The organism is Aequorivita vitellina, from assembly GCF_022008365.1.
In the GTDB taxonomy this organism is placed as follows: Bacteria; Bacteroidota; Bacteroidia; order Flavobacteriales; family Flavobacteriaceae; genus Aequorivita; species Aequorivita vitellina.
The window spans coordinates 1-26,818 of the sequence record NZ_JAIRBA010000038.1; the positions used below are offsets into that span (position 1 = coordinate 1).

22 protein-coding genes, 2 tRNA genes and 2 pseudogenes are annotated in these 26,818 nt (G+C 37.5%); 21 read left to right on the plus strand and 5 right to left on the minus strand.

Translation table 11 applies throughout. The features are described from left to right. The 8 genes and pseudogenes from K8089_RS14590 to K8089_RS14625 form a co-directional block, all read left to right on the plus strand. Positions 1–108, plus strand: a pseudogene (locus K8089_RS14590) (molecular chaperone DjiA); the annotation flags it as partial. A 159-nt stretch (positions 109–267) separates the two neighbouring features. Continuing rightward, complete coding sequence (locus K8089_RS14595) at positions 268–924, plus strand: metal-dependent transcriptional regulator (RefSeq protein ID WP_237604037.1); 657 nt, start codon at positions 268–270, stop codon at positions 922–924. A gap of 44 nt (positions 925–968) precedes the next feature. Further along, on the plus strand, positions 969–1,874 hold the full coding sequence (locus K8089_RS14600) for a metal ABC transporter solute-binding protein, Zn/Mn family (RefSeq protein ID WP_237604038.1): 906 nt from the start codon (positions 969–971) through the stop codon (positions 1,872–1,874). A gap of 18 nt (positions 1,875–1,892) precedes the next feature. Continuing rightward, positions 1,893–2,630 (plus strand): metal ABC transporter ATP-binding protein, encoded by a 738-nt coding sequence (locus tag K8089_RS14605; RefSeq protein ID WP_237604039.1) that lies wholly within the window; start codon positions 1,893–1,895, stop codon positions 2,628–2,630. A 54-nt stretch (positions 2,631–2,684) separates the two neighbouring features. Then, positions 2,685–3,809, plus strand: a complete 1,125-nt coding sequence (locus K8089_RS14610) for a metal ABC transporter permease (protein WP_237604040.1) — start codon at positions 2,685–2,687, stop codon at positions 3,807–3,809. Beyond that, a complete protein-coding gene (locus K8089_RS14615) occupies positions 3,802–4,962 on the plus strand; it encodes a metal ABC transporter permease (RefSeq protein ID WP_237604041.1) in 1,161 nt (386 codons plus the stop codon). The genes K8089_RS14610 and K8089_RS14615 overlap by 8 nt, the downstream gene beginning before the upstream one ends. A 120-nt stretch (positions 4,963–5,082) precedes the next feature. Beyond that, the gene (locus tag K8089_RS14620) at positions 5,083–6,963 is read left to right on the plus strand and encodes an Nramp family divalent metal transporter (RefSeq protein WP_237604042.1); all 1,881 of its coding nucleotides are present in this window, start codon (positions 5,083–5,085) and stop codon (positions 6,961–6,963) included. Positions 6,964–7,066: 103 nt separating this feature from the next. Then, positions 7,067–7,483, plus strand: a complete 417-nt coding sequence (locus tag K8089_RS14625) for a hypothetical protein (protein WP_237604043.1) — start codon at positions 7,067–7,069, stop codon at positions 7,481–7,483. Here K8089_RS14625 and K8089_RS14630 read toward each other — a convergent pair whose 3' ends face one another. The 4 genes from K8089_RS14630 to K8089_RS14645 all read right to left on the minus strand — a co-directional run bounded on the left by K8089_RS14630 (position 7,484) and on the right by K8089_RS14645 (position 11,087). Next, complete coding sequence (locus K8089_RS14630; protein WP_237604044.1) at positions 7,484–7,642, minus strand: ATP synthase subunit B family protein; 159 nt, start codon at positions 7,640–7,642, stop codon at positions 7,484–7,486. 235 nt (positions 7,643–7,877) lie between these two features. Further along, positions 7,878–9,977 (minus strand): ferrous iron transport protein B, encoded by a 2,100-nt coding sequence (feoB, locus tag K8089_RS14635; RefSeq protein ID WP_237604045.1) that lies wholly within the window; start codon positions 9,975–9,977, stop codon positions 7,878–7,880. 85 nt (positions 9,978–10,062) lie between these two features. Continuing rightward, positions 10,063–10,290: a FeoA family protein gene (locus K8089_RS14640; protein ID WP_237604046.1), complete on the minus strand. Its 228-nt coding sequence runs from the start codon at positions 10,288–10,290 to the stop codon at positions 10,063–10,065. Between the two features lie 131 nt (positions 10,291–10,421). After that, positions 10,422–11,087 carry an SCO family protein gene (locus K8089_RS14645; RefSeq protein WP_237604047.1) on the minus strand — a complete coding sequence of 222 codons (666 nt, stop codon included), beginning with the start codon at positions 11,085–11,087 and terminating at the stop codon, positions 10,422–10,424. 175 nt (positions 11,088–11,262) lie between these two features. Between K8089_RS14645 and K8089_RS14650 the strand changes: the two genes are divergently transcribed. The 10 genes from K8089_RS14650 to K8089_RS14695 all read left to right on the plus strand — a co-directional run bounded on the left by K8089_RS14650 (position 11,263) and on the right by K8089_RS14695 (position 22,464). Then, complete coding sequence (locus K8089_RS14650; RefSeq protein ID WP_237604048.1) at positions 11,263–13,194, plus strand: M1 family aminopeptidase; 1,932 nt, start codon at positions 11,263–11,265, stop codon at positions 13,192–13,194. Between the two features lie 280 nt (positions 13,195–13,474). Further along, positions 13,475–14,806: an RIP metalloprotease RseP gene (gene rseP, locus K8089_RS14655; RefSeq protein ID WP_237604049.1), complete on the plus strand. Its 1,332-nt coding sequence runs from the start codon at positions 13,475–13,477 to the stop codon at positions 14,804–14,806. Between the two features lie 250 nt (positions 14,807–15,056). Continuing rightward, positions 15,057–15,644, plus strand: coding sequence for an RNA polymerase sigma factor (locus K8089_RS14660; RefSeq protein WP_237604050.1), 588 nt, complete (start codon positions 15,057–15,059; stop codon positions 15,642–15,644). Next, positions 15,631–16,365, plus strand: coding sequence for a tetratricopeptide repeat protein (locus K8089_RS14665; protein ID WP_237604051.1), 735 nt, complete (start codon positions 15,631–15,633; stop codon positions 16,363–16,365). Before K8089_RS14660 ends, K8089_RS14665 begins: the two co-directional genes overlap by 14 nt. A 114-nt stretch (positions 16,366–16,479) precedes the next feature. Further along, positions 16,480–16,553 (plus strand) — tRNA-Asn (locus tag K8089_RS14670). 256 nt (positions 16,554–16,809) lie between these two features. Beyond that, positions 16,810–17,799, plus strand: coding sequence for a DNA topoisomerase IB (locus tag K8089_RS14675; RefSeq protein ID WP_237604052.1), 990 nt, complete (start codon positions 16,810–16,812; stop codon positions 17,797–17,799). A gap of 299 nt (positions 17,800–18,098) precedes the next feature. Further along, on the plus strand, positions 18,099–19,373 hold the full coding sequence (locus K8089_RS14680; RefSeq protein WP_237604053.1) for a ribonucleotide-diphosphate reductase subunit beta: 1,275 nt from the start codon (positions 18,099–18,101) through the stop codon (positions 19,371–19,373). Further along, positions 19,374–21,164: a ribonucleoside-diphosphate reductase subunit alpha gene (locus tag K8089_RS14685; protein ID WP_237604054.1), complete on the plus strand. Its 1,791-nt coding sequence runs from the start codon at positions 19,374–19,376 to the stop codon at positions 21,162–21,164. It begins immediately after the preceding gene. 195 nt (positions 21,165–21,359) lie between these two features. Then, positions 21,360–21,431: transfer RNA gene (locus tag K8089_RS14690), tRNA-Arg, on the plus strand. A gap of 157 nt (positions 21,432–21,588) precedes the next feature. Continuing rightward, positions 21,589–22,464: an SdiA-regulated domain-containing protein gene (locus K8089_RS14695; protein ID WP_237604055.1), complete on the plus strand. Its 876-nt coding sequence runs from the start codon at positions 21,589–21,591 to the stop codon at positions 22,462–22,464. Here the strand turns inward: K8089_RS14695 and K8089_RS14700 are convergent. Continuing rightward, a complete protein-coding gene (locus tag K8089_RS14700; protein ID WP_237604056.1) occupies positions 22,461–23,408 on the minus strand; it encodes an NAD-dependent epimerase/dehydratase family protein in 948 nt (315 codons plus the stop codon). The genes K8089_RS14695 and K8089_RS14700 overlap by 4 nt on opposite strands. A gap of 118 nt (positions 23,409–23,526) precedes the next feature. Between K8089_RS14700 and K8089_RS14705 the strand changes: the two genes are divergently transcribed. The 3 genes and pseudogenes from K8089_RS14705 to K8089_RS14715 form a co-directional block, all read left to right on the plus strand. Continuing rightward, entirely contained in the window at positions 23,527–24,114 is a 588-nt protein-coding gene (locus tag K8089_RS14705; protein ID WP_237604057.1) for a hypothetical protein, read from the plus strand. Positions 24,115–24,189: 75 nt separating this feature from the next. Beyond that, entirely contained in the window at positions 24,190–26,256 is a 2,067-nt protein-coding gene (locus K8089_RS14710) for a M13 family metallopeptidase (protein ID WP_237604058.1), read from the plus strand. A gap of 338 nt (positions 26,257–26,594) precedes the next feature. Next, a pseudogene (locus K8089_RS14715) lies at positions 26,595–26,818 on the plus strand (T9SS type A sorting domain-containing protein); the annotation flags it as partial.

Sequence of the window (26,818 nt, forward strand, 5' to 3'; positions counted from 1 at the left end):
CCAGACAAGCTACAACATATGGACGAAGCGCACCAAAAAGGAGGCGAGGAAAAGTTCAATAAAGTGCAGGAAGCTTATGAACAGCTTCAGAAGGAGCGCGGGTTTTAATTTCGCAAAACAAATTTCAATAATAATAAACCTCAGAGATCTTTATGATTTCTGAGGTTTATTGTTTTTAAATACCAAAACCAATCTTAATATAAGTATTTTAGACATGTCTAAAATTATTAATCAGGTATATAGAAATTTATTTTTACCTTTGTGCTTATGTACACATTAGCCGAAGAAAATTACCTAAAAGCCATTTTTCATTTAGAACATGAAACTACTGGTGAGGTAAGCACCAATGCCATTGCAGAAAGTATGGAAACCAAACCCTCATCGGTTACCGATATGGTTCAAAAACTTGCCGAAAAAAAAATGCTCGTTTACAAACGCTACAAAGGCGCACAATTAACCGAAAAAGGAAGGAAAATCGCTGCTTCTGTTATTAGAAAACATCGGTTGTGGGAAGTGTTTTTGGTTGAAAAGTTAAAATTTCATTGGGATGAGGTTCACGATATCGCCGAGCAATTAGAGCATATTCAGTCTGATGAGTTAATAACCCGTCTCGATAAATTTTTAGGCAGTCCCGATTTTGACCCGCACGGCGATCCAATTCCCGATAAGCACGGGGTTTTAAAACGTACAGAGAAAAAATTACTCTCAGAACTCGAGAAAAATCAGAAAGGGGTTTGTGTTGGAGTAAAAGAATCGAACTCAGATTTTTTACAATATCTCGACAAAAAGAAAATTAGCATCGGCACAAAAATAACAGTTCGCGGAAAAGAATTTTTTGACGGTTCCATGGTAATTCTGGTGGGCAAAGACCAGTTCTTCATTTCAAAAATGGTGGCAGAGAATTTATTTGTTCAAACGCTTTAAACATTTATTCAAAGTTCCATTGGCCTCAACAAATAAAAATTAAAATGAAAAATATTATAATCTTAAGTATTGTTGTTCTTTTTTTTAGCTGCAAAAATGCAACTGAGGATAACGGAAAAATTAAAATTGTCACCACCACTTCAATGCTAACCAACTTAGTTTCGGAAATTGGCGGAGACCACGTTTTGTTACAAGGTTTAATGGGTGCCGGTGTAGATCCGCACCTTTATAAAGCGAGTGAAGGCGACGTAACCAAACTATTTGAAGCCGATATTATTTTTTACAGTGGCCTGCATTTGGAAGGGAAATTGGTAGATATATTCGAAAAAATGGAAGGGTCAAAAAATACCGTTTCTTTGGGCGATAGGCTCCCTAAAAACGAGCTAATTGCTTCGGAAAATTTTGCTTCTAGTTTTGATCCGCACGTTTGGTTCAACATTCAGTTTTTTAAGCAGTTTGCACAAATTGTTACCGACGAGCTTTCAAAAGCAGATTCTAAAAATGCCGAAAGCTATCGAGAAAACAATAAAATTTATCAGAAAAAATTAGATGCTTTAGAAAGTGAAGTTATAGCAATTATTTCAAAATTGCCTGAAGAAAAACGTATTTTGGTTACGGCACACGATGCTTTTAATTATTTCGGAAAAGCATACGGATTTAATGTGGTTGGGTTACAAGGAATTTCTACCGCAACCGAAGCTGGGGTAAAAGACGTTCAAAATCTCTCTGAATTTATTATTCAAAATAACATAAAAGCCATTTTTGTAGAGAGCTCCGTGCCACGCCGAACTATTGAAGCGCTTCGGGAATCGGTGTTGTCGAAAAATCATAATGTTGAAATTGGAGGCTCACTTTACAGTGATGCATTGGGAAATGCCGGTACCGAAGAAGGTACGTACATAGGAATGTTTAAATATAACGTAAATACTATTGTAGATGCGCTCAAGTAAAGTTTTAAACTATACCAAATGAATCAAAAAATAGCAGTTCAAATAGACGACCTTACCGTAGCATACAACTACAAACCGGTTTTATGGGATATAGACTTAACTGTACCGGAAGGTGTTTTAATGGCAATTGTTGGTCCAAATGGGGCTGGTAAATCTACTTTAATAAAAGCTATTTTAGGGATAATAAAACCCATTGCAGGTAGCATTTCCATTTATGGAAAACCTTACACCAAACAGCGAAAATTGGTGGCATACGTTCCCCAAAAAGGAAGTGTAGATTGGGATTTCCCCACAACCGCACTTGATGTAGTAATGATGGGTACTTACGGCAGTTTAGGCTGGATAAAACGCCCGGGAGAAAAAGAGAAAAAAATTGCCTTAGAATCTATGGAGAAAGTAGGCATGCTCCCCTACAAAAACAGACAAATAAGTCAATTGAGTGGCGGCCAGCAACAACGCGTTTTTTTGGCGAGAGCTTTGGTGCAAGACGCTTCCATTTATTTTATGGACGAACCTTTTCAAGGCGTGGATGCCACTACCGAAATTGCCATTATCAATATTTTAAAAGAATTGCGAAAAGCTGGAAAAACCGTAATTGTAGTTCACCACGATTTACAAACTGTACCAGAATATTTTGATTGGGTAACTTTTTTAAATGTGAAGAAAATCGCCACCGGCCCAGTGAAAGATATTTTTAACGACGATAACTTAACCAAAACCTATGGAATAAATTACAAGGTTGCGGTGAATAAGTAATTTTTAGGCGGCAGGCGGAATTATAAATTTCTTGACTTGCTTTAATAACAACAAATGAATATTCAAGAATACTTTGAACTAGTTTGGACAGACTACACGCTGCGCACTATAACTTTGGGAACGGCCGTTCTAGGGGCTATTTGCGGTATGTTGGGCAGTTTTGCAGTGCTTCGGAAAGAAAGTTTATTGGGCGATGCTATTTCGCACGCAGCGCTTCCCGGCATAGCAATAGCATTTCTAATTACTGGCGCCAAAGATTCCGGAACTTTGTTGCTCGGGGCATTGGTGAGTGGCTTAATTGGCACTTTTTGGATTCGGGGAATCACTTCAAAAACACATTTAAAAAGCGATACGGCATTGGGAATAATTCTCTCCGTATTCTTCGGGTTTGGTATGTTGCTGCTCACCTTTATTCAAAAACAACCCAATGCAAACCAAGCTGGGTTAGATAAATATTTATTCGGTCAGGCTGCAACCCTTGTTGAAAGCGATGTAAATTTGATGATAATCGTTACAGGTATTTCCCTTTTCGTAATGTTACTTTTTTGGAAAGAATTTAAAATACTTCTCTTTGATGCCGACTACACAAAAACCCTTGGTTTTAACACCAAATTTATAGATGTATTGATAACCTTTTTAATTGTACTAGCCATAGTCTTAGGTCTACAAACTGTGGGGGTTGTACTTATGAGCGCTATTTTATTGGCTCCTGCAGCAGCGGCGCGGCAATGGACCAACAGTCTCGGCACTATGGTTGTGTTGGCGGGAATAATTGGAGCCTTTTCTGGCGTGTTTGGCACAGCCATTAGCGCCAGTCAAAACAATCTATCTACCGGGCCTGTTATTGTGTTGGTGGCAGGTGCTTTTGTTTTATTCTCTTTTATTTTTTCGCCCAAGCGAGGTATTTTATTTCGCGAAATTAGGTTTCGTAAAAACCGAACCGATTTAAAACTGATGAAAACCCTTCAGTTTATGTATGGCGTTGTGCAAGACCACGAAAATATTTCGCACCCGCACGCAATTCGAATCTTAAATAATTTTCAAGGTTATACAAGAGGTTCACTTAAAAAATTAGAAAACGAAGGCTGGATTGCAGTTGAGGGACAGCAATGGGCAATGACGCCAAAAGGTTATAAACGGGCACAGGAAATGTATAATAAAAAAGCCGAAAATGAGTAATCCACAAATAGAAATACAGCTTATTGCAGCCGTCGTAGCTATGGCCTGCGCTATTCCAGGCGTGTTTTTGGTGCTTCGGAAAATGGCTTTAATTAGCGATGCCATAAGTCACTCAATTTTACCGGGTATTGTTATCGGGTTTTTTATAACACAAGATTTAAATTCACCGTTACTTATTCTATTGGCAGCGCTTTTCGGGGTTATTACGGTGGTAATGGTGGAGGCTATCCAAAAAACCGGATTGGTAAAAGAAGACACTGCCATTGGGCTGGTTTTCCCAGTATTGTTCAGTGTTGGCGTTATTTTAATAGCCAAAAATGCAAGTGATGTACATTTAGACATCGATGCCGTTTTATTGGGCGAACTTGCCTTTGCTCCATTTGACCGCTTAATCGTTACCGGTGCCGATTGGGGACCAAAATCGCTGTGGATAATGGGAAGCATTTTACTCCTCACTTTAAGCCTGCTCGTATTATTTTTTAAAGAATTAAAAGTAAGCACTTTTGATGCTGGACTTTCATCTGCTTTGGGAATTTCGCCAGTAATAATGCATTACGGACTTATGTCTGTTTCGTCAATTACCGTGGTGGGCGCCTTTGATGCGGTTGGTGCAATATTGGTAGTGGCGTTAATGATTGCTCCTGCAGCAACGGCTTATTTGCTCACCGAAGACTTAAAAAAAATGATTGGACTTTCGTTGTTATTTGGCGTTGTGTCGGCTATTTCGGGATATTGGGCTGCCAATTTTTTGGATGCTTCCATTTCGGGTTCCATTGCAACAACATTGGGTGTAATCTTTTTGATGATTTATTTATTCGCTCCAAAAAGAGGGCTTATTTCCGTGCTATATCGTCAAAAGCAACAACGTATTGAAGTATCGCTAATAACCTTTCTTTTGCACTTAAACCGTCACGAGGAAGAAAGTGAAAGACATATAAATCATTTACAGGAACATATTAATTGGCGCGCTGTTCGGGCGAGAACTGTTTTGAATTTAGCCGAAAAAAACAATCTCGTACAAATCACTAACAACGTGGTTTCACTCACTGAAAAAGGTTTGGCATTTACCGAAAAATCGCTAGCGTACATTATAAATAATCGAGACGAAAAAATTGAACCGATGAAAGAGGACTTTTTCCTTTTCCGCGGTTAAAAATATTTTGAATACTTCTACTTACCTTAAATTATTCTTCGGAAATAGTAAAACGGAAAGATAAGATCGAAGCTAAAAATTTTGAAAACTATCACTGACTGATTACTTATTACTAACGAAATGAAAAGAGGAAGACACGAATCCCTCGAAGAAGTTCACGGAACGATTGAAACGTCGGGCAAAAAATCGGCCTGGAAGCGACTACTCGCCTTTCTGGGACCCGCATATTTAGTGAGTGTTGGCTATATGGATCCCGGCAATTGGGCAACAGATATTGCCGGAGGGAGCCAATTTGGATATAAGCTTATTTGGGTATTATTAATGAGCAACATAATGGCGCTCCTACTCCAAAGTCTTTGTGCGCGTTTGGGCGTTGTTCGAGGTCGCGATTTGGCTCAAGCTTCGCGAGAGGCTTACAATCCTTTTGTAAATTTCGTGCTTTATATTCTTGCCGAAATAGCCATAGTTGCTTGCGATCTCGCCGAAGTTATTGGGATGGCTATTGGCCTGTATCTTCTTTTTGGATTGCCGATGATTTGGGGTGTTTCCATTACCGCTTTAGATACGTTTCTGCTCCTTTTTCTTTTGAATAAAGGCATGCGCAAAATGGAGGTGTTTATAATCGGTCTAATATTTATTATTGGCGCTTCGTTTGTAATTGAAATGTTTTTTGCACAACCCAATATGGGCGATTTAATGGCAGGTTTTATTCCGTCTATCCCCAACAGCACAGCTTTGTACATAGCCATCGGAATTATTGGCGCAACGGTTATGCCCCACAATCTATATTTACATTCGTCTTTGGTACAATCCAGAAAAATTGAACGCACTAAAAAAGGAATTAAGCAAGCTTTAAAATATAATTTAATCGATTCGGCAATTGCACTTAATCTTGCATTTTTTGTGAATGCCGCAATTTTAATACTCGCCGCCGCTGTATTTTATAAAAACGGACTGTATGAAGTAGCCGAAATTCAGGATGCACATAAATTATTGGAAGGTTTATTAGGAACAAAAATAGCGCCTGCTTTCTTTGCAATCGCTTTAATTGCGGCTGGCCAAAGCAGTACGCTCACCGGAACTCTCGCCGGCCAGATTGTAATGGAAGGCCATTTAAATTTGCGCATTCAACCGTGGGTTAGAAGATTAATAACACGTTTGCTCGCCATTATTCCAGCACTTTTTACGGTAATTTATTTCGGCGAAAGTGGAACAGGAAAATTATTGGTTTTAAGTCAAGTAGTGCTCAGTTTACAACTTGGTTTTGCAATAATACCTTTAATTCACTTTGTAAGCAGCAAAAAACTGATGGGCGATTTCCGCATTAAATGGCCGTTGCGCATTGCTTCGTGGCTCGTTACTTTAATAATTGTAATCTTAAACGCTAAACTTGTTTACGACGAAATTGTCAGTTGGTTAACTACCGTTGCAAACCCTATTTATATTTGGGTATTTGTAGTGCCTGTGGCATTTGGGGCAGCCGTTCTTTTAGTTTACATTACCTTCAAATCTACGGTGAATGCTGGTAAGTTTCAAAATCGAAAAATGGTTCCGCACATTCTTGATGCCAAAGTAGATGAACTAGCACAGCCGCTTTCATATAAAAAAATAGCGGTTTCGGTAGATTTTTCCACTGCGGACGAAAAAAGCATTTCCGCAGCGCTGCAATTGGGCGGTAAAGATGCCGCATACACGCTTATTCATATTGTTGAAACCCCCGGAGCAATTATATACGGCGAAGAAATAGACGATTTTGAAACCGAAAGCGACGAAGCTTTTTTAAATACTTATAAGAAAAAATTACAGGAAAAAGGTTTCAATGTTTCGGTAGAATTAGGCTTTGGTTCCCCGAAAAAAAGCATCCCAAAAATTGTAAATGCCACCGAATTTGACATACTGGTTTTGGGCAGCCACGGGCATACCGGTTTAAAAGATTTAATTCTGGGGACTACCGTAGACAGCGTGAGGCACCGCGTGAAAATACCAGTTTTTATCGTTTGAAAAAATATAGGATTAACAAGTTTCAAGAAATCTGTTAGGATTTATTTATATTTTCTGGCACTATTTTTTATAGTATCTTTAAATTCGAAAAAAAATAAATACAATGAAAAATTCACTTTTAGCAATTATAATTCTTTTTTCAACCTTTACTTTTGCACAGGACGATGCTGCGGAAACTCCTAAAATTGCAGTAAAAGTACCCAAAGGCGATACCGTAGTTTTAAAAGGTGTTTCAATAAAATTTATGGAAGTGGTGGAAGATTCCCGCTGCCCAACTGGTGTAGATTGTATTTGGGCCGGACGAGCTAAAGTAAAAGTTGCAGTAACTTCAAACGGAAAAACAGAAGAAAAAATCTTAACTTTTGGTGAAACAAGACCTGGAGAAGAGAAGAATACAAATCTCTTCAGTTCCAAAGAGTTTGCAATAAACGGCTTAAAATTAAACCCATACCCTACTTCAGAAGATTCTGGAAAAATTAAAAATTACGTCCTGTTAATTTGTGAAGAGAAAAACAACTAATTAGTGGCAACCACAATCTTTTTTCCCACATTTGGTTTTTCCACCGTCTAAAGTACCGGTTGAATTTTGGCGCGATTCAAAAATAGGATTCCACACAAACTTCTTTAGCAAAAAGCCTGCAGCGATAGAGAAAGTTATTAAAACTAGTATTGTTTGCATAGCGCAAAGATACTCAAATGCCTTCTAATTTACAAAGAGGAAATTATTGTCAAAGAAGCAGAAAACTACAAATTAATGAAAGGAACAACTACTGCAATCTGAATGATCCCCAGGTTTATTTTTTGTACCGCTTTTACTGGTTTTAAAAGGATTCCAAACAAACTTTGTAATCATATAAAATACTGCGCATGCGAATGTTATTAAAACTAATATTGTTTGCATAATACTAAATTTTTTATTTTAAAAATTGATACGCTGCCAACGACACAACATAGGCAATAACAGTCATTACAACCAATTGCCACATGGGCCATTTCCAGCTATTTGTTTCGCGTTTTACAATGGCGAGGGTACTCATACATTGCATTGCGAAGGCGTAAAATAATAACAGTGAAACGCCACTTGCAAAATTAAACAGCGGGCCTCCCAAAACAGGATTTACTTCGGCTGCCATTCTGCTTTTAATGGTTTGTTCGTCGTCACTACCTACGCTATAAATTGTGGCTAAAGTTCCTACAAATACTTCACGCGCTGCAAAAGAACTAACCAATGCAATCCCTATTTTCCAATCATAACCCAATGGGCGCACTGCCGGTTCAATTGCGTGGCCAATATGGCCAATATACGAATGCTCCAATTTATAGGAATCTACGTGCATATCAATTTCTTCTTCGGTAAGATTTTGAGATGCGTATTCCGTTTTAATTATTTCTTCGGCATTATTAAAATTACCGGGGCCATAAGATGCCAAAACCCAGAGAATAATTGAAATAGCGAGAATTATTTTTCCAGCTCCAAAAACAAAAGCTTTTGTTTTTTCAATTACGGTAATAATTACGTTTTTAGGAAGCGGTAGTTTGTAATTAGGCATTTCTACTACAAAGAAACTTCTGGAGCGAATTTTTAAAATTTTATCAAGTATATATGCCGAAAAAATAGCGGCGCCAAAGCCCAATATGTACATAAACATTAATGTGAGCCCTTGTAAACTGAAAATTCCTAAAACGCGCGTATCGGGAATTACCAAAGCAATTATAATTAAATAAACCGGTAAACGAGCGGAACAAGTAGTAAAAGGCGTTACTAAAATTGTAATTAAACGTTCTTTCCAGTTTTCAATATTTCGGGTGGCCATAATTGCCGGAATGGCGCAGGCAGTCCCCGCTACAAGTGGCACTACACTTTTTCCGCTCAAACCGAAGCGGCGCATGAGTTTATCCATTAAAAAAACTACGCGGCTCATATAGCCCGTTTCTTCCAAAATGGAAATGAAAAGAAATAGAAACGCAATTTGTGGAATAAAAATTACAATTCCCCCCAAACCTGGGATTATTCCTTCGGCTATTAAATTAGAAAAATCTCCCGCAGGCAATGTAGTTTTAGCCCATTCACTCATTGAGGCAAAAGACCTGTCTATAAAATCCATGGGGTATTCGCTCCAATCAAAAATGGCTTGAAAAATAAGGAGTAGAATTCCGAAGAAAATAACGTAACCCCATACTTTATGCGTTAAAACACGGTCTAAACGGCTTCGCAAATCTTTGGCATTTGCGGTGTCTATATGTAGTGTTTCTTTTAATGTTTCATTTATAAACTGATAGCGGATAATGGTTTCTTTCTGTTGAAGGCGCTTCAAGTTACTAACAGATTCGGTTTTAAAGGATACTACTCCTTTTAATTCATTTCTATCTAGTTTCCCAAAGTTAACATCTTGCGTAATTACCAACCACAGCTTATAAAGGTCTTGATTGGGAAATGCTTTTCGCAAGCGATTGAAATATTCGGGAGAAATACGCGAGGCGTTTAAACAAGGCTTTGTGGAAAGCTTGTTATAACCTTCAATCAATTCTTTTAAATGATCGAACCCAAGGTTTTTTCGCGAGCTAATTAGTGCGATTTTAGTCTGTAATTTTTCTTCCAGCAATGGCACATCCAGTGTAATTGCTTTCCGTTTCATTCGGTCAGACATGTTTATGGCCAAAATGGTGGGGATTCCCAAATCTTTAATCTGGGTGAAAAGTAACAGGTTGCGTTTAAGGTTTTCAACATCGGCGACAACAACGGCTACATCGGGAAAATCTTTGTCGTTTTTGTTTAGTAGTAATTCAATAACAACATTTTCATCTAAAGAAGATGCGTTTAAGCTATAGGTGCCGGGTAAATCCAGCACATGTACTTTACAAGCTCTGCCAAATTTACAGCTACCTTGTTTTTTTTCAACAGTAATTCCTGGATAGTTTCCTACTTTTTGGTTTAAGCCCGTAAGCCTATTAAACACAGATGTTTTTCCGGTGTTCGGGTTTCCAATAAGTGCAACGTTAATGTGTTTTGCCATATTTCAACTTCGCTCAATAACCTAATTTCTCCTTCACGCAACATTAATTAGGCTCCGCGCGCTAATGGGCGGAATGCTTTTAAAATTAAATAAGTTCAATCTCAATTTTACAGGCCGTTTCTTTACGAATAGCAAGATGGCTTCCGTTTATATTTAAATAAAGTGGGTCGTTAAAGGGTGCTATTTGAACCAAACTCACCTCATTGCCCGGCAGGCAGCCCATCTCTAATAATTTTAACGGAACCACATCTACGGAAAATTCTTTGATAATACCGCGCTGACCTTTTTTTAATGAAGCGATCGTAATTGCCATGTTTTTATTTAGATTGAATTTAAACAAGGCAAAAGTAAGTGATTTAATTTAGATAAAAGAATCCGCGATTAAGAATTATTTAAAACCCACCTTCCTCAAGCAAAATTACAGTCTTTGCAATGTTTACTCGGTTAATTTTCCTGTTCTAAAACCTTAATATCGTGAAGAAGTGATTCAATAGCCTCGGGATCTGTACCGTCATAAAAACCGCGGATGCGTTTCTTTTTATCTACTAACACAAAATTTTCTGTATGCACTAGATCGTTTTCTTGATACGGGACGTCTTTGGCGGCGAGGTAAGATTTTCTGGCAAGGTCGTAAATTTCCTTTTTATCGCCGGTTACCAAATTCCATTTGGCATCGTTTACGCCTTTTTCCAAAGCGTATTTTTTCAATTGTGCAACACTGTCTATTTCTGGAGTTACGGTGTGCGAAAGTAAAAGCACCTGATTGTCATTTTTTAATTTTTCCTGAATTTGAACCATATGATCTGTCATAATTGGGCAGATGGTTTGGCAGGTAGTAAAAAAGAAATCGGCGACGTAAATTTTATCTTTATAGTCGTCTTGCGTTACAGTTTCGCCATTTTGGTTGGTTAAACTAAAATCTGCAATCGTGTGATATCGTTTTACATATTGAAGAGTACTGTCTACTAATTCTGCGGCAACATCAGCTGGTTGAAAGATTTTTAATGATTCTTTGGGTTTCATTATAAAATAAATTGCCGTTACAATAACTGCAGACAAAACGAATAAAACAATAGCGAAGAATTTATATTTACTGAAAAAAGTAAGCATTGCGTTAAAATTTAGACTCAATTTCTATATTCGGACGCAAAAATAGTCTCTAAATTCATCAAAATGAATACATTTAACATACGAATTATTCTACTGAAATATTTCATTTTTTGACCACTTCTTTTTTATCAGCCAAGCAGTCAAATTATGAAGTTAATAATTAAATTATTATCTCATGAAAGCATTATTACTCCCCGCATTATTTTTAATTTCTCTTCTTTCCTTTTCACAAAATTTTCAATCTGAAGACATCAGCGAAGCCGAAGCGAAAGCGGCAACAGGGTGGTTTGGGAAACCTGTAAATATGAACACCGGAAATTACGACCTTAAATACCACAGATTAGAATTTACAGTAGATCCTGCGCAGGCTTTTATAACTGGAACAGTTACTTCGCATTTTGTGGCGAAAGAAGACCTTACCACTGTAACCTTCGAACTTGTGGACAATATGACGGTTTCGCAAGTAACCCAACGCGGAACACCGCTAAGCTTTGCTCAAAACAACGATGACGAAGTTGTTATAACCCTGCCGCAAATGCAAACACAAGGGGTTTTAGATTCGTTGTCTGTGAGTTATTCGGGCAATCCGGTTAGTTCAGGTTTTGGTTCTTTTGAAACAGATACACACAATGGTGACCCCGTTATGTGGACACTTTCGGAACCTTTTGGTGCAAAAGCGTGGTGGCCCTGCAAACAAGACTTAAACGATAAAATTGATATGATTGATGTGTACATTACCACACCGCGTTTCAATCCTTCAAACGAAGAATATGTTGCCGTCGCTAACGGTTTAGAGCTTAGCCAAACTATAAATGGCAGCACTAAAACAACACACTTTAGGCATCAATATCCTATTCCAGCGTATTTAATTGCCATTGCAGTTACCAATTATTCGGTCTATTCGCATACCGTAGCAAACAACGGAAATCCGTTTGAAATTATTAATTACGTCTACCCCGAAGATCTTGCATACGCACAATCGCGCACGCCAGTTACGGTAGATATTATGAATTTGTTTTCAAATCTTTTTGAGCCTTACCCCTTCGCTAGCGAAAAATATGGACATGCCCAGTTTGGTTGGGGTGGCGGAATGGAACACACCACAGTTTCGTTTATGGGTAGCCTTGGTCGTGGACTAATTGCACATGAGCTTGCTCACCAGTGGTTTGGCGATAAAGTTACGTGTGGTAGCTGGCAAGATATCTGGCTAAATGAAGGTTTTGCAACCTATCTGTCTGGCCTGGTCGTTGAAGATTTTGACGGAGATGCAGACTTTAGATCGTGGAGACAAGATAAAATTTCTTCAATTACCAATTACACTGATGGCTCTGTTTATATTCCCGCTCAAGACACTACTTCTGTGAACCGAATTTTTAGTAGTAGATTAACTTATAACAAAGGGGCGATGGTGCTACATATGCTACGTAAAAAGTTGGGCGACGCCGTATTCTATCAAGGTTTAAAAGATTATTTAGCAGATCCCGAGCTTGCTTATGGATATGCCAAAACAGGCGATTTAATACGAAATATGGAAGCTGCCAGTGGGGCCAATCTTTCCGAATTTTTTGATGATTGGGTGTACGGCGAAGGCTATCCGCGCTATACCATTCAGTGGAATCAAGTTGAATCTGGAAGTATGAATGTAAAAATTTCGCAGACGCAAAGTCACTCTTCGGTTTCCTATTTTGAAGCACCCGTTCCATTGCGAATTAACGGTACGCAAGGCGAAGTTTTAGACATTGTTTTAGACAATACCACAAACAACCAAACCTATCAACCTACTGTAAACTTCGAAGTTAGAAACGTTAATTTTGACCCCGAGTACGATATTATTTCAAAAAACAACAATGTGGTTTTAAGTAATGAAGATTTTGTATTAGAACAGCAAATTGTATTTTATCCCAATCCTACTTCGGGAATCATCAATCTTGAAAAGCCAGCTTCTTTAAACGTTAAAAAAGTTGAAGTTTTTAATGCTTTGGGACAAGTCTTATATTCTGAAGCTTTTTCGGGAACTGTGGATGTTTCAAAATTTGCAAATGGAATTTTGTTTCTACGTTTAGAAACTTCCGAAGGCATAATCAATAAAACTATTGTAAAAAAATAGTTGTAGCTCACTACGAATTCACGAATATTCTGTATTAATAATTGTGAATTGGCGGCTAATTTATCTTTCATAAAAATCTTAAATACATCATAAATAAGCGGGAACATACCCGCTTATTTTTTTTGCACGTTCTAAAACAGTATTTTTGTGCGATTTTTTACTGAACCCGTTGGTTATTTAGCGGCGCAGAAAAATATTAAATACTATTATTGCAGGCTCAATTTTGGCTACAACGCTTTAAAATTGAAGCCTTTTATTAAAAATTTCTAGTTAAAAACCTATGACTCCATTTGCTGTAAAAGCTATACAACTACTTGTAAGTTTGTCTTTATTAATCGTGCTTCACGAATTAGGACATTTTATTCCGGCCAAACTTTTTAAAACTCGTGTAGAAAAATTCTATCTTTTCTTTGATGTTAAATTTTCACTTTTTAAAAAGAAAATAGGTGAAACGGTTTACGGAATTGGCTGGCTTCCTTTGGGTGGTTATGTGAAAATTTCCGGAATGATAGACGAGAGCATGGACAAAGAGCAAATGGCACAGCCACCGCAGCCGTGGGAATTTAGAAGCAAACCAGCTTGGCAACGATTAATAATTATGCTCGGCGGGGTTACAGTAAACATTATTGTTGGTTTCGTTATTTATATGGGTATTCTATATTTCTACGGACAAAATATTACCACAAACGAAGATCTTCCCCAAGGTTTTGCCGTTACCGAACAATTTAAAGAATACGGCTTTCAGGATGGCGATCAGATTTTAAGTATCAATGGAGAACCGTTGGAAGATATACTGGAAATAAACCGATATATTTTTGTTCGCGATGTTTCAAAAGTGGAAGTTAGACATGCCGACGGAAGTACCGAAATTGTAGATGTTCCCGAAGATGCAGGTTCAAAAATGTTTGAAAGCGGTATTATGCCTGCCTTTACGCCGCGACAAGGCACAGTTATAGATTCAGTATGGGCAGACTATCCAGCGCAAAAGGCTGGTGTTTTAGTATCAGACAAAATAATTTCAATCAATGGTCAAGATGTTCAATATCTCGATGAGTTTCAGCAAATCGCGGAAGCCAATAAAGGCAATGAAAATATTGTGGTAATAGCTCGAGGCAATCAGCTAGATACTTTAAAAATTATTCCTGACGACAAAGGAACATTTGGTGTTACTTTTTCAAATAAAGAACTTAGGTCGCAACTTGGTCAAACCAAAATAGATTATACCCTTGGCGAAAGCATCGTTGGTGGTTTTGGGTTTGGGTATAATACGTTAAGAGATTACGTGGCACAGTTTAAATACGTTTTTACTAAAAAAGGAGCGACACAAGTTGGTGGTTTTGGTGCTATTGGCAACTTGTTCCCCGGTGTTTGGGACTGGCAGAGCTTTTGGGCAACCACCGCATTAATCTCAATAATTTTGGCGTTTATGAACATACTACCTATTCCCGCTTTGGACGGTGGGCACGTAATGTTTTTAATGTACGAAATTGTTACTGGCAGAAAACCGAACGACAAGTTTATGGAATACGCCCAAATGGTAGGTTTCTTCATACTAATTGCCTTGGTACTCTTTGCCAACGGAAACGATATCTATCGCTGGTTATTTGAATAACCTGTAATTAATTTTAAGAAAAATACTTCGGCATTCCAGCGAAGTATTTTTTTTTGAATTTTTTTGATGACATTTTCCGCGCAATCACGATGTGTTTAAAATGGCAACAAAATATTTTAAGACAATTACACAATAATTGGATGGCAGATTAGTTCTTTTCAACACGAAAAAACATCCGTTTACCCGAAATTGTTAAAAAAAATTGAAAAAAAGTTTATTAATCGTATCTTTCTGTATTGATTTATAACCAATGCAAAAGAGAAACGGAATAAATTTTAACGAATTGCCATTCAATAAAGTCATTTCGCTCATTAAGCAGAATGACACCGCTATTTTAAAGAAATTATATGTAGTCAATTTCCCGAAAGTACGGCGTTATATACTTAAAAACAGTGGTAATGAGCAACAGGCAAAAGATGTTTATCAAGAGGCATTTATAGCCATGTGGCGAAATATTAAAAACAATCGGTTTTCTGCCAACAAACCAAACATGATTAATGGATATTTATTTCAGATTGCAAAATACAAATGGTTAGATCACCTGCGTTCGGTTAAATACAAGAATACAACTTTTATAAATCGTGAAATTGAATATGACGAGCCCAATTTTGAAATTGATGACCATAAAAATCATAAAATAAAATTAATTATGGACTGCATTAGCAATCTTGGCGATCGGTGCCAAACACTGCTTAAGCTGTTTTATTTTGAAAGAAGAACATATAAGGAAATTGCCCAAATATTGAAGATAGATGAAGCCTCAGCACGCAATGCAAAGTACAGGTGCCAAGAGCAATTAAAGAAAATGACCCAAACTATCCCCAATGGAAACAAATAATAACAAAGAAAACCCTCAAGAAAACCAAGATTTGATAGACGCTTATTTATTAGGAAACCTCGAAGCTAAAGAACTCGCTGAGTTTAATGAAAAGATGAATCTTTCTACTAATTTTAAACAAAAAGTAGAAGAGCAAAAAACCATGATGGAGAGTGCTGAAGAAATAAATATTAAAGATTTACTCGAAGATTTTCATAAAGAAATAGAAGACTTGTCTTACAGTAATTGGATGTCGCGCGGGCGTCTAGCATTGGCAGCGTCTGTACTAATATTAATTGCGGTAAGCAGTTGGGCTATTTTCTTTCATGAAAATTCGGCTGAACGCGTTTTTGCTGAAAATTTTAAACCAGACCCCGGACTTCCTACCACTATGGGAACAACCGCAAACTACAATTTTTACTTCGGAATGGTAAACTACAAACGTAAAAACTATACCGATGCCATCGCAAGTTGGGAACCGCTTTACGCCGCTAACCCCACTAATGACACTTTGGTATATTTTCTGGGTGTAGCAAACTTAGCGAACAACAATCCAAGGCAGGCAGAAAAATACCTGCTACTCGCCCAACAAAATTCTGAAAGTGTATTTATTGAAGAAGCAAAACACTATTTAGCACTTACACTGCTGCGAAAAAACAATATTTCCGAAGCCAAAGCAATTCTCAGTAAAAGTCAATCTCCGTCAAACATTGCGCTACTAAAAGCTTTAGAGGATCTATAAATCCATCATTTGTCTTGAGTTAAAAAAATATTGAAAACAAAAACCAATAAAGTTTCAACTTTATTTTGATGGAATTAAAAAATAGACATATATTTGCAACCGCTAACGCAAAATTCCTCCTTAGCTCAGTTGGTTAGAGCATCTGACTGTTAATCAGAGGGTCCTTGGTTCGAGCCCAAGAGGAGGAGCACAGTTAGACAAAGCCTTTACAGAAATGTAGAGGCTTTTGTGTTTTTGGCAAGTCTAACAAAAAGTCTAATCAATAATTTTGCTCTCTGCAATTTATTAAAAACGGGTGATTTTATTATGGGTATAGTTAAATTATTCTTCGAACTTGCATGAAATTTCGCCCCCTCTTTTAAGCTCGCTATTTAAAATATCTTAAGAAGAATATAAATTTTTAGCAGCCAGTGTGTTTTTGCTTTATTTTTAAAGAAAAAATTAATGTATTACAGAAAAAAACACGGCCGAGGATTTACTTATAAAGATGAAAATGGCAATACCGTTAAAGACAAGAAAATAAAAGCTTGGATAAAATCGCTAGTTATTCCACCTGCTTGGACAAATGTAGAAATAAGTGAAAACCAAAATGCAGATCTTCTGGTTACTGGGCGTGATGACAAAGACCGCAAGCAATACATTTATCACCCCGACTATATAACAGAACAAAATTCTAAAAAATTTGATCGAATTATTGATTTTGCAGATCAACTAGAACATATGCGGCGAGTAACCGGCCAGCATTTGCGAAAAAGAAAACTTAATAGAGAAAAAGCAATGGCTACCATGCTTAGATTGTTGGAAGCTGCTTTTTTTAGACCCGGAAATGAAGCCTATTCAAAAGAAAATGACACCTACGGCTTAACAACTTTACGATCAAAACACTTAACAATTAAGGGAGACGAGATTATTTTTAGCTACAACGGTAAATCTGGCAAAGAGCAAGAAAAGCACATCGTGGATAAAAAATTGGCGCACATTGTTCAACAAATGGACACCTTGCAAGGTTATGAACTTTTTAAATACATAGACGAAAATAATACGATTGTAAATATAAAAAGCGACGACCTAAACAATTATATTCACGAAGTAATGGGCGATGAGTTTACCGCAAAAGATTTTAGAACTTGGGCAGGAACTATGATAGCCGCAATTGCACTAGATGAACTTGGGGTGGTAGCTAAAGAAGATCAAGAATTATTAGATAAAAATATAAAAGAAGCCGTTAACCGAGTCTCTGAAACACTCGGTAATACCCCGGCCGTAGCGCGCAACTCGTATATAGACCCTAGAATAATAGAAGATTATACACAAGGCAGAACATTGAAGTTTTTTGAAAAAGAAATAAACAAATTACTCAAAAACACCGAAAGCCTTTCAAAAGAAGAATTAGGTGTGTTATGCATGCTTCGCAATAGGCTAAAACAAAAATAGTTAATGAACACACCTAATAACTAATTGAAAATGGCAAGATAGCAATGCCATAATTTTCTTCAAAAGCTTCACACATACTAAAAGCAAGGCTTCAAAAAGTAAAAAAAATACTTTCTGAAAAGCTATTGCAGCTCCATAATTTATCGGGATTCCCAAACAATTTGGCAATCAATTCTTTCCAAATATTTTAAAATTGTTGATAATCATTTAACAACATAATTATGGTTGGATGAAAAGACATTGATATAATTTTAATCTTTATACTTCATATTTATTTTTAATTTTTAGTTCGCATTACCATGGAAATTACCCACGTTATTAAAAGAGATTTCACTACCAAACTCTTTCATTTACAGAAAATTACAGATGCAATTTTAAAAGCAATGACCGCTGCCAAACACGGTGATTTGGAAGATGCCCAGAGTATTTCAGAAAAAGTTTATGAGGCACTTTTAGACAGAAAAAGACAAGACGATAAGTATATTCCTACTGTTGAAGAAGTACAAGACCTCGTGGAAACAAAATTGATGGAAGCTAGTTTTTTTGACGTGGCAAAGGGCTACATCCTCTATAGAAATCAGCAAACCCAAAAGCGAAAACTAAACATATTTGAAAAACGCATCAATTTAAAACCATACGAATATCCCGCACTTTACGAATACGTTCCAGCCATCCGCCATTCGTATTGGATACATACCGAATTTAACTTTACAAGCGACATTCAAGATTTTAAAACCCGCTTAACAAATGTGGAGCAGAGTGCTATTAAAAATACCATGCTTGCCATTTCGCAAATTGAGGTTGCTGTAAAGAGTTTTTGGGGCGATATCTACCACCGAATGCCAAAACCCGAAATTGGTTCTGTTGGCGCCACTTTTGCCGAAAGTGAAGTGCGCCACCACGATGCGTATTCGCATTTACTCGAAATATTGGGGTTGAACGAAGAATTTAAAAATCTAAAGAAAAAACCGGTAATTATGATGCGGGTTCACTACTTAGAAACCGCTCTTAAAAATGCCAAAAGCGAAGACAATAAAGAATATGCCGAGTCTATTTTATTGTTCTCCCTATTTATTGAACACGTTTCTTTATTCTCCCAGTTTTTAATCATTATGGCCTTCAACAAGCATAAAAACATGCTGAAAGGAATTTCAAATGTTGTGGAGGCTACTTCAAAAGAAGAACAGATTCACGGTGATTTTGGAATTGATATTATTAAAATTATCAAAGACGAAAATCCAGAATGGTTTGATGAAGGCTACAACAGTATGATTCAGGAAATATGCAAAGAAGCATTTACTGCCGAGAGCAGAATCGTGGATTGGATATTTGAAGATGGCGAACTAGACTTCCTGCCAAAAGCCGTTGTAAATGAATTTATAAAAAACCGTTTCAACAACTCGTTGGAAAGTATAGGAATTGAAAAAATATTTGAAATAGACGAAACCCTTTTAGGGCAAACTGAATGGTTTGACGATGAAATTATCGGCACCAAGCACGGCGATTTCTTCGTAAAACGCTCTATCAATTATAGCAAAAGAACTCAAAGTATAACCAGTGATGACCTTTTTTAAATGAACGATCAAAATCTAAACCTCGACACACAGACCACACAAACAAATTCTGAAACCAACCCACTTGTAAACGCTCGAAAAGAAGCGCTTCATCAAACGGAAAAAAATGAATCGCAAGGCTTTGAATGGCTTACAGAACACAGCCGAAATTTTCTTGCTTCGGGCTACCTATCTCCGGGTGTAACTGCAGAAGAACGCATTCGCGAAATAGCCGATAGAGCTGAACAAATACTGGGCATTCCAGGATATTCAGATAAATTTTACGGGTATATGTCGCAAGGATTTTTCTCTTTAGCATCCCCAGTTTGGTCTAATTTCGGTAAAAAAAGAGGACTTCCCATTAGTTGTTTCGGGTCGCATATAGACGACGATATGGGCAATATTCTGTACACGCAATCTGAAGTAGGAATGATGTCTAAACTTGGCGGAGGAACTTCAGGGTATTTCGGGAAAATCCGTCATCGCGGAGCTGAGGTTAAAAACAACGGGCAAGCTTCGGGCGCGGTTCACATTATGCAGCTGTTTGAATCTATGGTAGATGTTGTAAGTCAGGGCTCTGTGAGACGCGGACGTTTCTCTCCGTATTTACCGGTTGAACATCCAGATATTATGGAGTTTTTGGAAATTGGAACGGAAGGCAACCCAATTCAAGAGTTAACCCACGGCGTTACTGTAACCAACCAATGGATGGAAGAAATGATTGCTGGCGATGAAAAAAAACGCTCCATTTGGGCGAAAGTGCTGCAGCGAAGAGGCGAAATGGGCTACCCGTATATATTTTATAAAGACAATGCTAACAACGGAGCAGCAGATGTTTATAAGGATAAAAATCTACCTATTTATGCCAGCAATCTTTGCACCGAAATTATGCTGCCTTCCAATGACGACTGGTCGTTTGTGTGCGTACTCTCTTCGGTAAACCTATTGCATTACGACAAGTGGAAAGACACAGATGCCGTTGAAACAATGGTCTATTTTTTAGATGCAGTTATTACTGAATTTGTTGAAAAATTAGAAGCATACCGCGATTCTGAAAGCAGAGAAGACAGACAAACCTTCCTGTTTATGGAACGCGCCTACAACTTTGCCAAAGACAACCGCGCTCTCGGACTTGGTGTTTTAGGTTGGCATTCGTTATTACAATCTAGAATGCTTCCGTTAAACAGTGCAAAAGCGTACGATTTAAACTCTGAAATATTTAGAATTATTAAAGAAAAATCATATAAAGCTTCAGAAGAATTAGCTGAAAAATTTGGCGAACCGAAAGTTCTAAAAGGCTACGGCAGACGTAATGCCACGCTTAATGCTATTGCACCAACTACTTCCTCGGCTTTTATTCTTGGCCAAGTTTCGCAGGGTATTGAGCCTATTTGGTCTAATGTTTATGTGAAGGATATTGCCAAAATAAAGACTACTATTAAAAATCCTTTTTTAGAGCAATTACTGGACGAAAAAGGAATGAACACTTTAGAAGTTTGGCGAAACATTCGCGATTACGACGGCTCTGTTCAGCATCTCGATTTCTTGACCGATGAAGAAAAAGACGTGTTTAAAACCTATTCGGAAATAGATCAAATGGATTTAATTTACCAAGCCGCCAACCGTCAAAATCACATTGACCAAGGTCAATCGGTTAATATAATTGTGCATCCTGAAATGCCGGTGAAAGAGATAAACAAAATACACGTTACTGCTTGGAAACTGGGATTAAAATCATTGTATTACCAACACAGTATGAATGCCGCCCAAAAGTTCGCACAGAAAAAAGACTGTGCAAGTTGTGAAGCGTAATTTTAAATTTTAGAATCCTACTTCAAAGCATACTCAATTAAAACAGAACAGGTTCAAGTTTAACTGAACCTGTTTTTTTATTTTCAATCAACTTCAACGAGATACTATTTCAGAATAACTTCAAACAGATTAAAAATTTTTAAATTTGATGTCACTTTTTAAGATTTTAAGTTTTCAATAAAATTAAAAACCTTTGGTCCCATAGTTCAAGGGATAGAATAGGAGTTTCCTAAACTCTAGATCCAGGTTCGAGTCCTGGTGGGATCACAAAGTATTTTATATTTGTTTGTAAAATTTGAGACTGTTGAAAATCGCTAATGCTTCAAAAATTCACTTCTCAAAGTTCATTGCTTTTTTATCAAAATTTTAAGGAGTGTCCAGCATTATTTCCTTTAATTTATACGCTTATATTATAAATTGAATTATGAAAGAAAATAGAATTGCATTTTTTATAATTGTTGGAGTGCTTGCCTTTGTAGGAATTCTGTGGTACGCTTTTGAAAATCCAGCCCTTAACCCACGTTTGGAAGAAGAAACCTATACTATTATTCGCAAGTGGGATATGCCAATAGCTTTAAATGAAATATCTGCCATTCGGTGGATTGCTGAAGATAAAATTGCCTGTGTTCAAGACGAGGATGGTATAATATTTATCTATAACCTCAACACAAATCTTGTTGAAAAAAAGATAAATTTTGGCAAATCTGGCGATTATGAAGGACTCACCACCGCATTTAACAATGCGTATGTCATGGAAAGCAGCGGACGTCTTTATGAAGTAGAAAACTATTTAAGCCCAAATTTTGAAACAAAAAATTTTCAACTCCCGTTTTCTGGAAAAAACAATATGGAATCGTTAGTTGCCGACACGCTCAAAAATAGATTGCTCTTTACAGTAAAAGACAAAGACCCAAATAGCAGTAATTACAAAGGCATTTATGCGTTTAACTTAGACACAAAAACCACGCAGTCGCTGCCTATACTAAAAATTCCGTTGGACCATTCAATTTTTAAATCGGAAGATGCAGATGACGATGTAGAATCTACCTCAAATTTCTATCCTTCAGATATGGCAATTCATCCTAAAACCGGTAGTTTTTATGTTTTGGAAGGCAAAAATCCGCAGATGTTAATTATGGACAGCTTAGGAAAACCGTTAAGATTACATAAATTATATAAGGAATCTTTCCCGCAACCAGAAGGAATTACCTTTGCACCAGAAGGCACTCTTTACATTTCAAACGAAGGCAAAAATGGTACTGCAAATATTTTAGAGGTAGAGTTTGAGAAAAATAATTAATAGGTATCCTTTAAATTCGTGAGCATAATTTCGGTCATTTCGTCTAATGAAATTTCGCTTTTCCATCCCCAGTCGTTGTGTGCTTCGCTATCATCAATGCTTTGCGGCCAGCTGTCTGCAATGGCTTGGCGAAAATCTGGCTCGTAACTTATTTTAAATTGGGGAATGTGTTTTTGAATACTTGCGGTAATTTCTTCAGGATTAAAACTCATTCCAGATAAATTGTAGGAGCTTCTCGTTTTAATTTTTTCCTTTTCAGCTTCCATAATATTTACGGTGGCTTTAATTGCGTCGTCCATAAACATCATTGGCAACGTAGTTTCAGCATTTAAAAAGCAGATGTATTTTTTGTGTTTTAATGCTTTGTGATAAATATCTACCGCATAATCTGTAGTGCCGCCCCCCGGAAGGGTTTTGTAACTAATAAGCCCCGGGTAACGAATGCTACGCACATCTACCCCATATCGTTTGTTGTAATATTCGCACCAGCGCTCCCCCGTTTGTTTACTAATTCCGTACACGGTGCTCGGCTCCATCACAGTGCGTTGCGGGGTATCATTTTTAGGCGTAGTTGGGCCAAAAACGGCAATACTTGAAGGCCAAAATATTTTATTTATCTTTTTGTCTTTTGCCAAATTTAGAACGTGAAAAAGCGAATTCATATTTAAATTCCAACCCTTCATCGGAAACTTTTCGGCAGTAGCAGACAGCATTGCAGCCATTAAATAAACGTCGGTTATTTCGTAACGGATTACAATTTCCTGTACAGCTTCATAATCCATGGCATCTAAAATTTCAAAAGGGCCACTTTGCATCAACGTTGCTTCGCCTTCGCGAATATCGCTAGCAATTACTTTATGGCTCCCGAATTTTTCGCGTAAGTAAATAGTTAATTCTGTTCCTATTTGGCCGCAGGCACCTATAATTAGAATCCGCTTTTTCATTGGTTTGTTTTTTCAAAAAATGAAGTGTAAATATACATATAATCAGTTCTTTCAGCATTAAAAAATTATATATGCCATTTGGTTAATAACCAGTATCTTTGTGCTTCTTTTATTTTTTATGAAGTTTATAATTCCACTTTTAATAGTTATTGCGTTTGCTTTTTCCTGCGGAAATAGTTCCGAAGAAAACAAAACCGAGACCCCAAATAACGACGCGTCTATAATTTTTGGCGATAAAAATTATGCTTTCCCACAGCTTTCTGAACCTGCCAAAAAACAAGCAGTGCATTGGGGCGTTTTAGAAGATTTTTTAGCCGAAGCGAAAAATGCAAACGGAAATAATTACCAAGATTTACGAAACCGATCTGAACGTTTACAAGAATACGCCGATTCGCTTTATAAAAAAATTCCTGATACCTTAGATACAAAACCTATCCACAGTCGCTTGCTGGTATTAAAAACCCGCACTGCGCTTCTTTTTCAGGCTTCGCACCAAGCGACAATCGATTCGCTAAAAGTTGAAAATTCATTAAAAGAAATGAATTGGGCAGTAAAAGATTTGATTGTTCAGCTTAACGAGAAATTTCAAAAAGACAAAATAGATTTTCTACGAAAAGAAGATGAAGAAAACGAATTGAAGAAACAACAGCGTGCTAAAGACTCAATTATAAACTTGGAACTTCAAGATAAAAAGAAGAAAGTGTAACAATTACACAGAAAAAGCAACTTATATTTTCAGCATAAATTTAAATCAACAAATACTTTAATCTAAAACCATACAATGAAGACTAATTTTTTAAAACCTGTTGTAGCTTTTGCAGTTATTGCTGTAGCCGCAACCGCTTGTAAAGAAAAAACCGATGTGGCTGTAACAGACGCAGAACCACACGGAATTATCCTTGCAAACATGGACACCACCGTAAGTCCGAAAGACGATTTTTACAATTATGTAAACGGAAACTGGATGAAAAACAACGAGATTCCGGACGACCAAACTAGTTGGGCAGGGTTTACCATTCTAAGAAAAAAGACCGATGCCGATATGCTAAACATTTTGGCAAAAGCAAAGAAAGACGGAAAATACGCGCCTGAAACAGACCAAGCAAAAGCATTGATGATTTATGAATCTCAGCTAGACACGGTTGCAAGAAATAAAGCTGGCATTGATCCGTTAAAACCTGCACTCGAAAAAATTGCCGCTATCACTAGCATGGCCGATTTTCAAAAAGTAATGAGTGAAGATGCGGTTGCTGTTTCGCAACCATTTTTGGGTCTTGCAGCTTTTTCAAACCCAAGCAATAGTGCAATGAACTCGGCGTATATTACGCCCGGCGGTTTAGGACTTCCCGATCGCGATTTTTATACAAATACAGATCCTGCTTCGGTAAAAATACGGGAGCAGTATGTAGATCATATTACAAGAATGCTTCAATTTTTAGGCGATTCTGAAGAGTCTGCCCGTAAACAAGCTGAAACGATTCTTGCTTTTGAAACTAAACTTGCCGAGCCAAGATTGGATAAAGTTGCAAGTCGCGATTTTAGAAATTTCAACAATCCACGTAGTATTGACGAACTTCAAAAAATGTTACCTCAGCTTAATTGGAAAGAAACATTTAAAGGGATGGGTATTACCAAAGAAATGGATACCGTTATCGTGATGCAGCCAAAATATATGGAAACATTAAACCAAATGTTCGCGAAGCCAGATTTTGATACTTGGAAAACCGTAATGCGTTGGGCTACTTTAAACAATTCTGCCGGCATGTTAACCACAGAAATTGACAGAGCAAATTTCGCTTTTTACGACACAACACTAAAAGGCACCAAAACGCAAAAATCTGCAAACGAGCGCGCACTTGCAACCGTTAACGGAAGTGTGGGCGAAGCTTTGGGAAAACTATACGTAGATGAAATGTTCCCCCCAGAAGCAAAAGAAAAGGCCGAAAAAATGATTGCAAACGTAATAGCAGCTTATAAAGACCGCATTAACGCTTTAACGTGGATGAGCGACAGCACCAAAGTAAAAGCGAACGAAAAGCTTGACAAATTCACCGTAAAAGTTGGGTATCCAGACAAATGGAAAGATTATTCTTCTATGGAAGTGAAAACGGGCAATACCTATTATGACAATATGGTTGCCGTACAAACTTGGGGATTAAAAGACAATCTTGAAAAAATTGATGAGCCCGTAGATCGTACCGAATGGGGCATGAGCCCACAAACAGTGAATGCGTATTTCAATCCGTTCAACAATGAAATCGTTTTCCCTGCGGCAATTCTTCAACCACCTTTCTACGATTACAAAGCAGACGAAGCCGTAAACTACGGTGGAATTGGTGCAGTAATAGGCCACGAAATTTCACACGCCTTTGATGATAGCGGCTCCCGTTTTGACGCCAACGGAAACTTGGTGAACTGGTGGACAGATACCGACCTTAAAAACTTTACCGAGCGCGGCGATAAGCTTGCAGCGCAATACAGCAATATAGAAGTTTTGGATAGTGTTTACATTAATGGTAAATTCACTTTAGGTGAAAACATCGGCGATCTTGGCGGCGTACTTGGCGCATACGATGGCTTACAGCGTTTCTTTAAAGAAAACGGACGCCCAGATAACATAGACGGCTTTACACCAGAGCAACGCTTTTTTATGAGCTGGGCCACAGTATGGCGCACAAAATCGCGCGACGAGGCATTGCGTAACCAAGTAAAAACAGATCCACATTCTCCGGGTATGGTGCGTGCTACTCAACCCTTATTAAATGTTGATGCTTTTTACGAAGCTTTTGATATTAAAGAAGGCGACCCAATGTACCTTGCACCTGAAGACAGGGTTCGTATTTGGTAGTTTTTTAAAGTATTTATTTGAAGTGAAAAGGAGCCGTAACAGGCTCCTTTTTTCATTAAATAAAATTGATATTTATAGAATTTTAACGTATCTTTAAGAACTATTAATTTTATATGGCCCAAATCATGAAAAAATTTACTTCTTACTTCTTACTTCTTACTTCTTGCTTCTAGCTTCTTTGATCTTTGTGATGAGCAATAAGGCGCACGCACAGACCAATGTACTCAAGACCCTTGATACTTCAAGTCTGGATGAAGGGCTATATTTTCTTCATTTTTATGAGAATGGCGAACTTATCGTAAAACAATTGGTCATTGAACACTAAAAGATAAACAGTTATGAAATATATATTGATTATTGGCTGTTTTATTTACAGCACGTCTGTTTTCGCTCAATACACGGCAATTCCCGATCCCAATTTTGAAAACTACCTAGAACAGAACGGCATGGGCGATGGGGTACCAAACAATGGACAAGTGCTTACGGCAAACATAAACACGGTAACCGAATTGTTGGTTAATTCCCTAAACATCAGCGATCTTACGGGCATTGAAGACTTTGT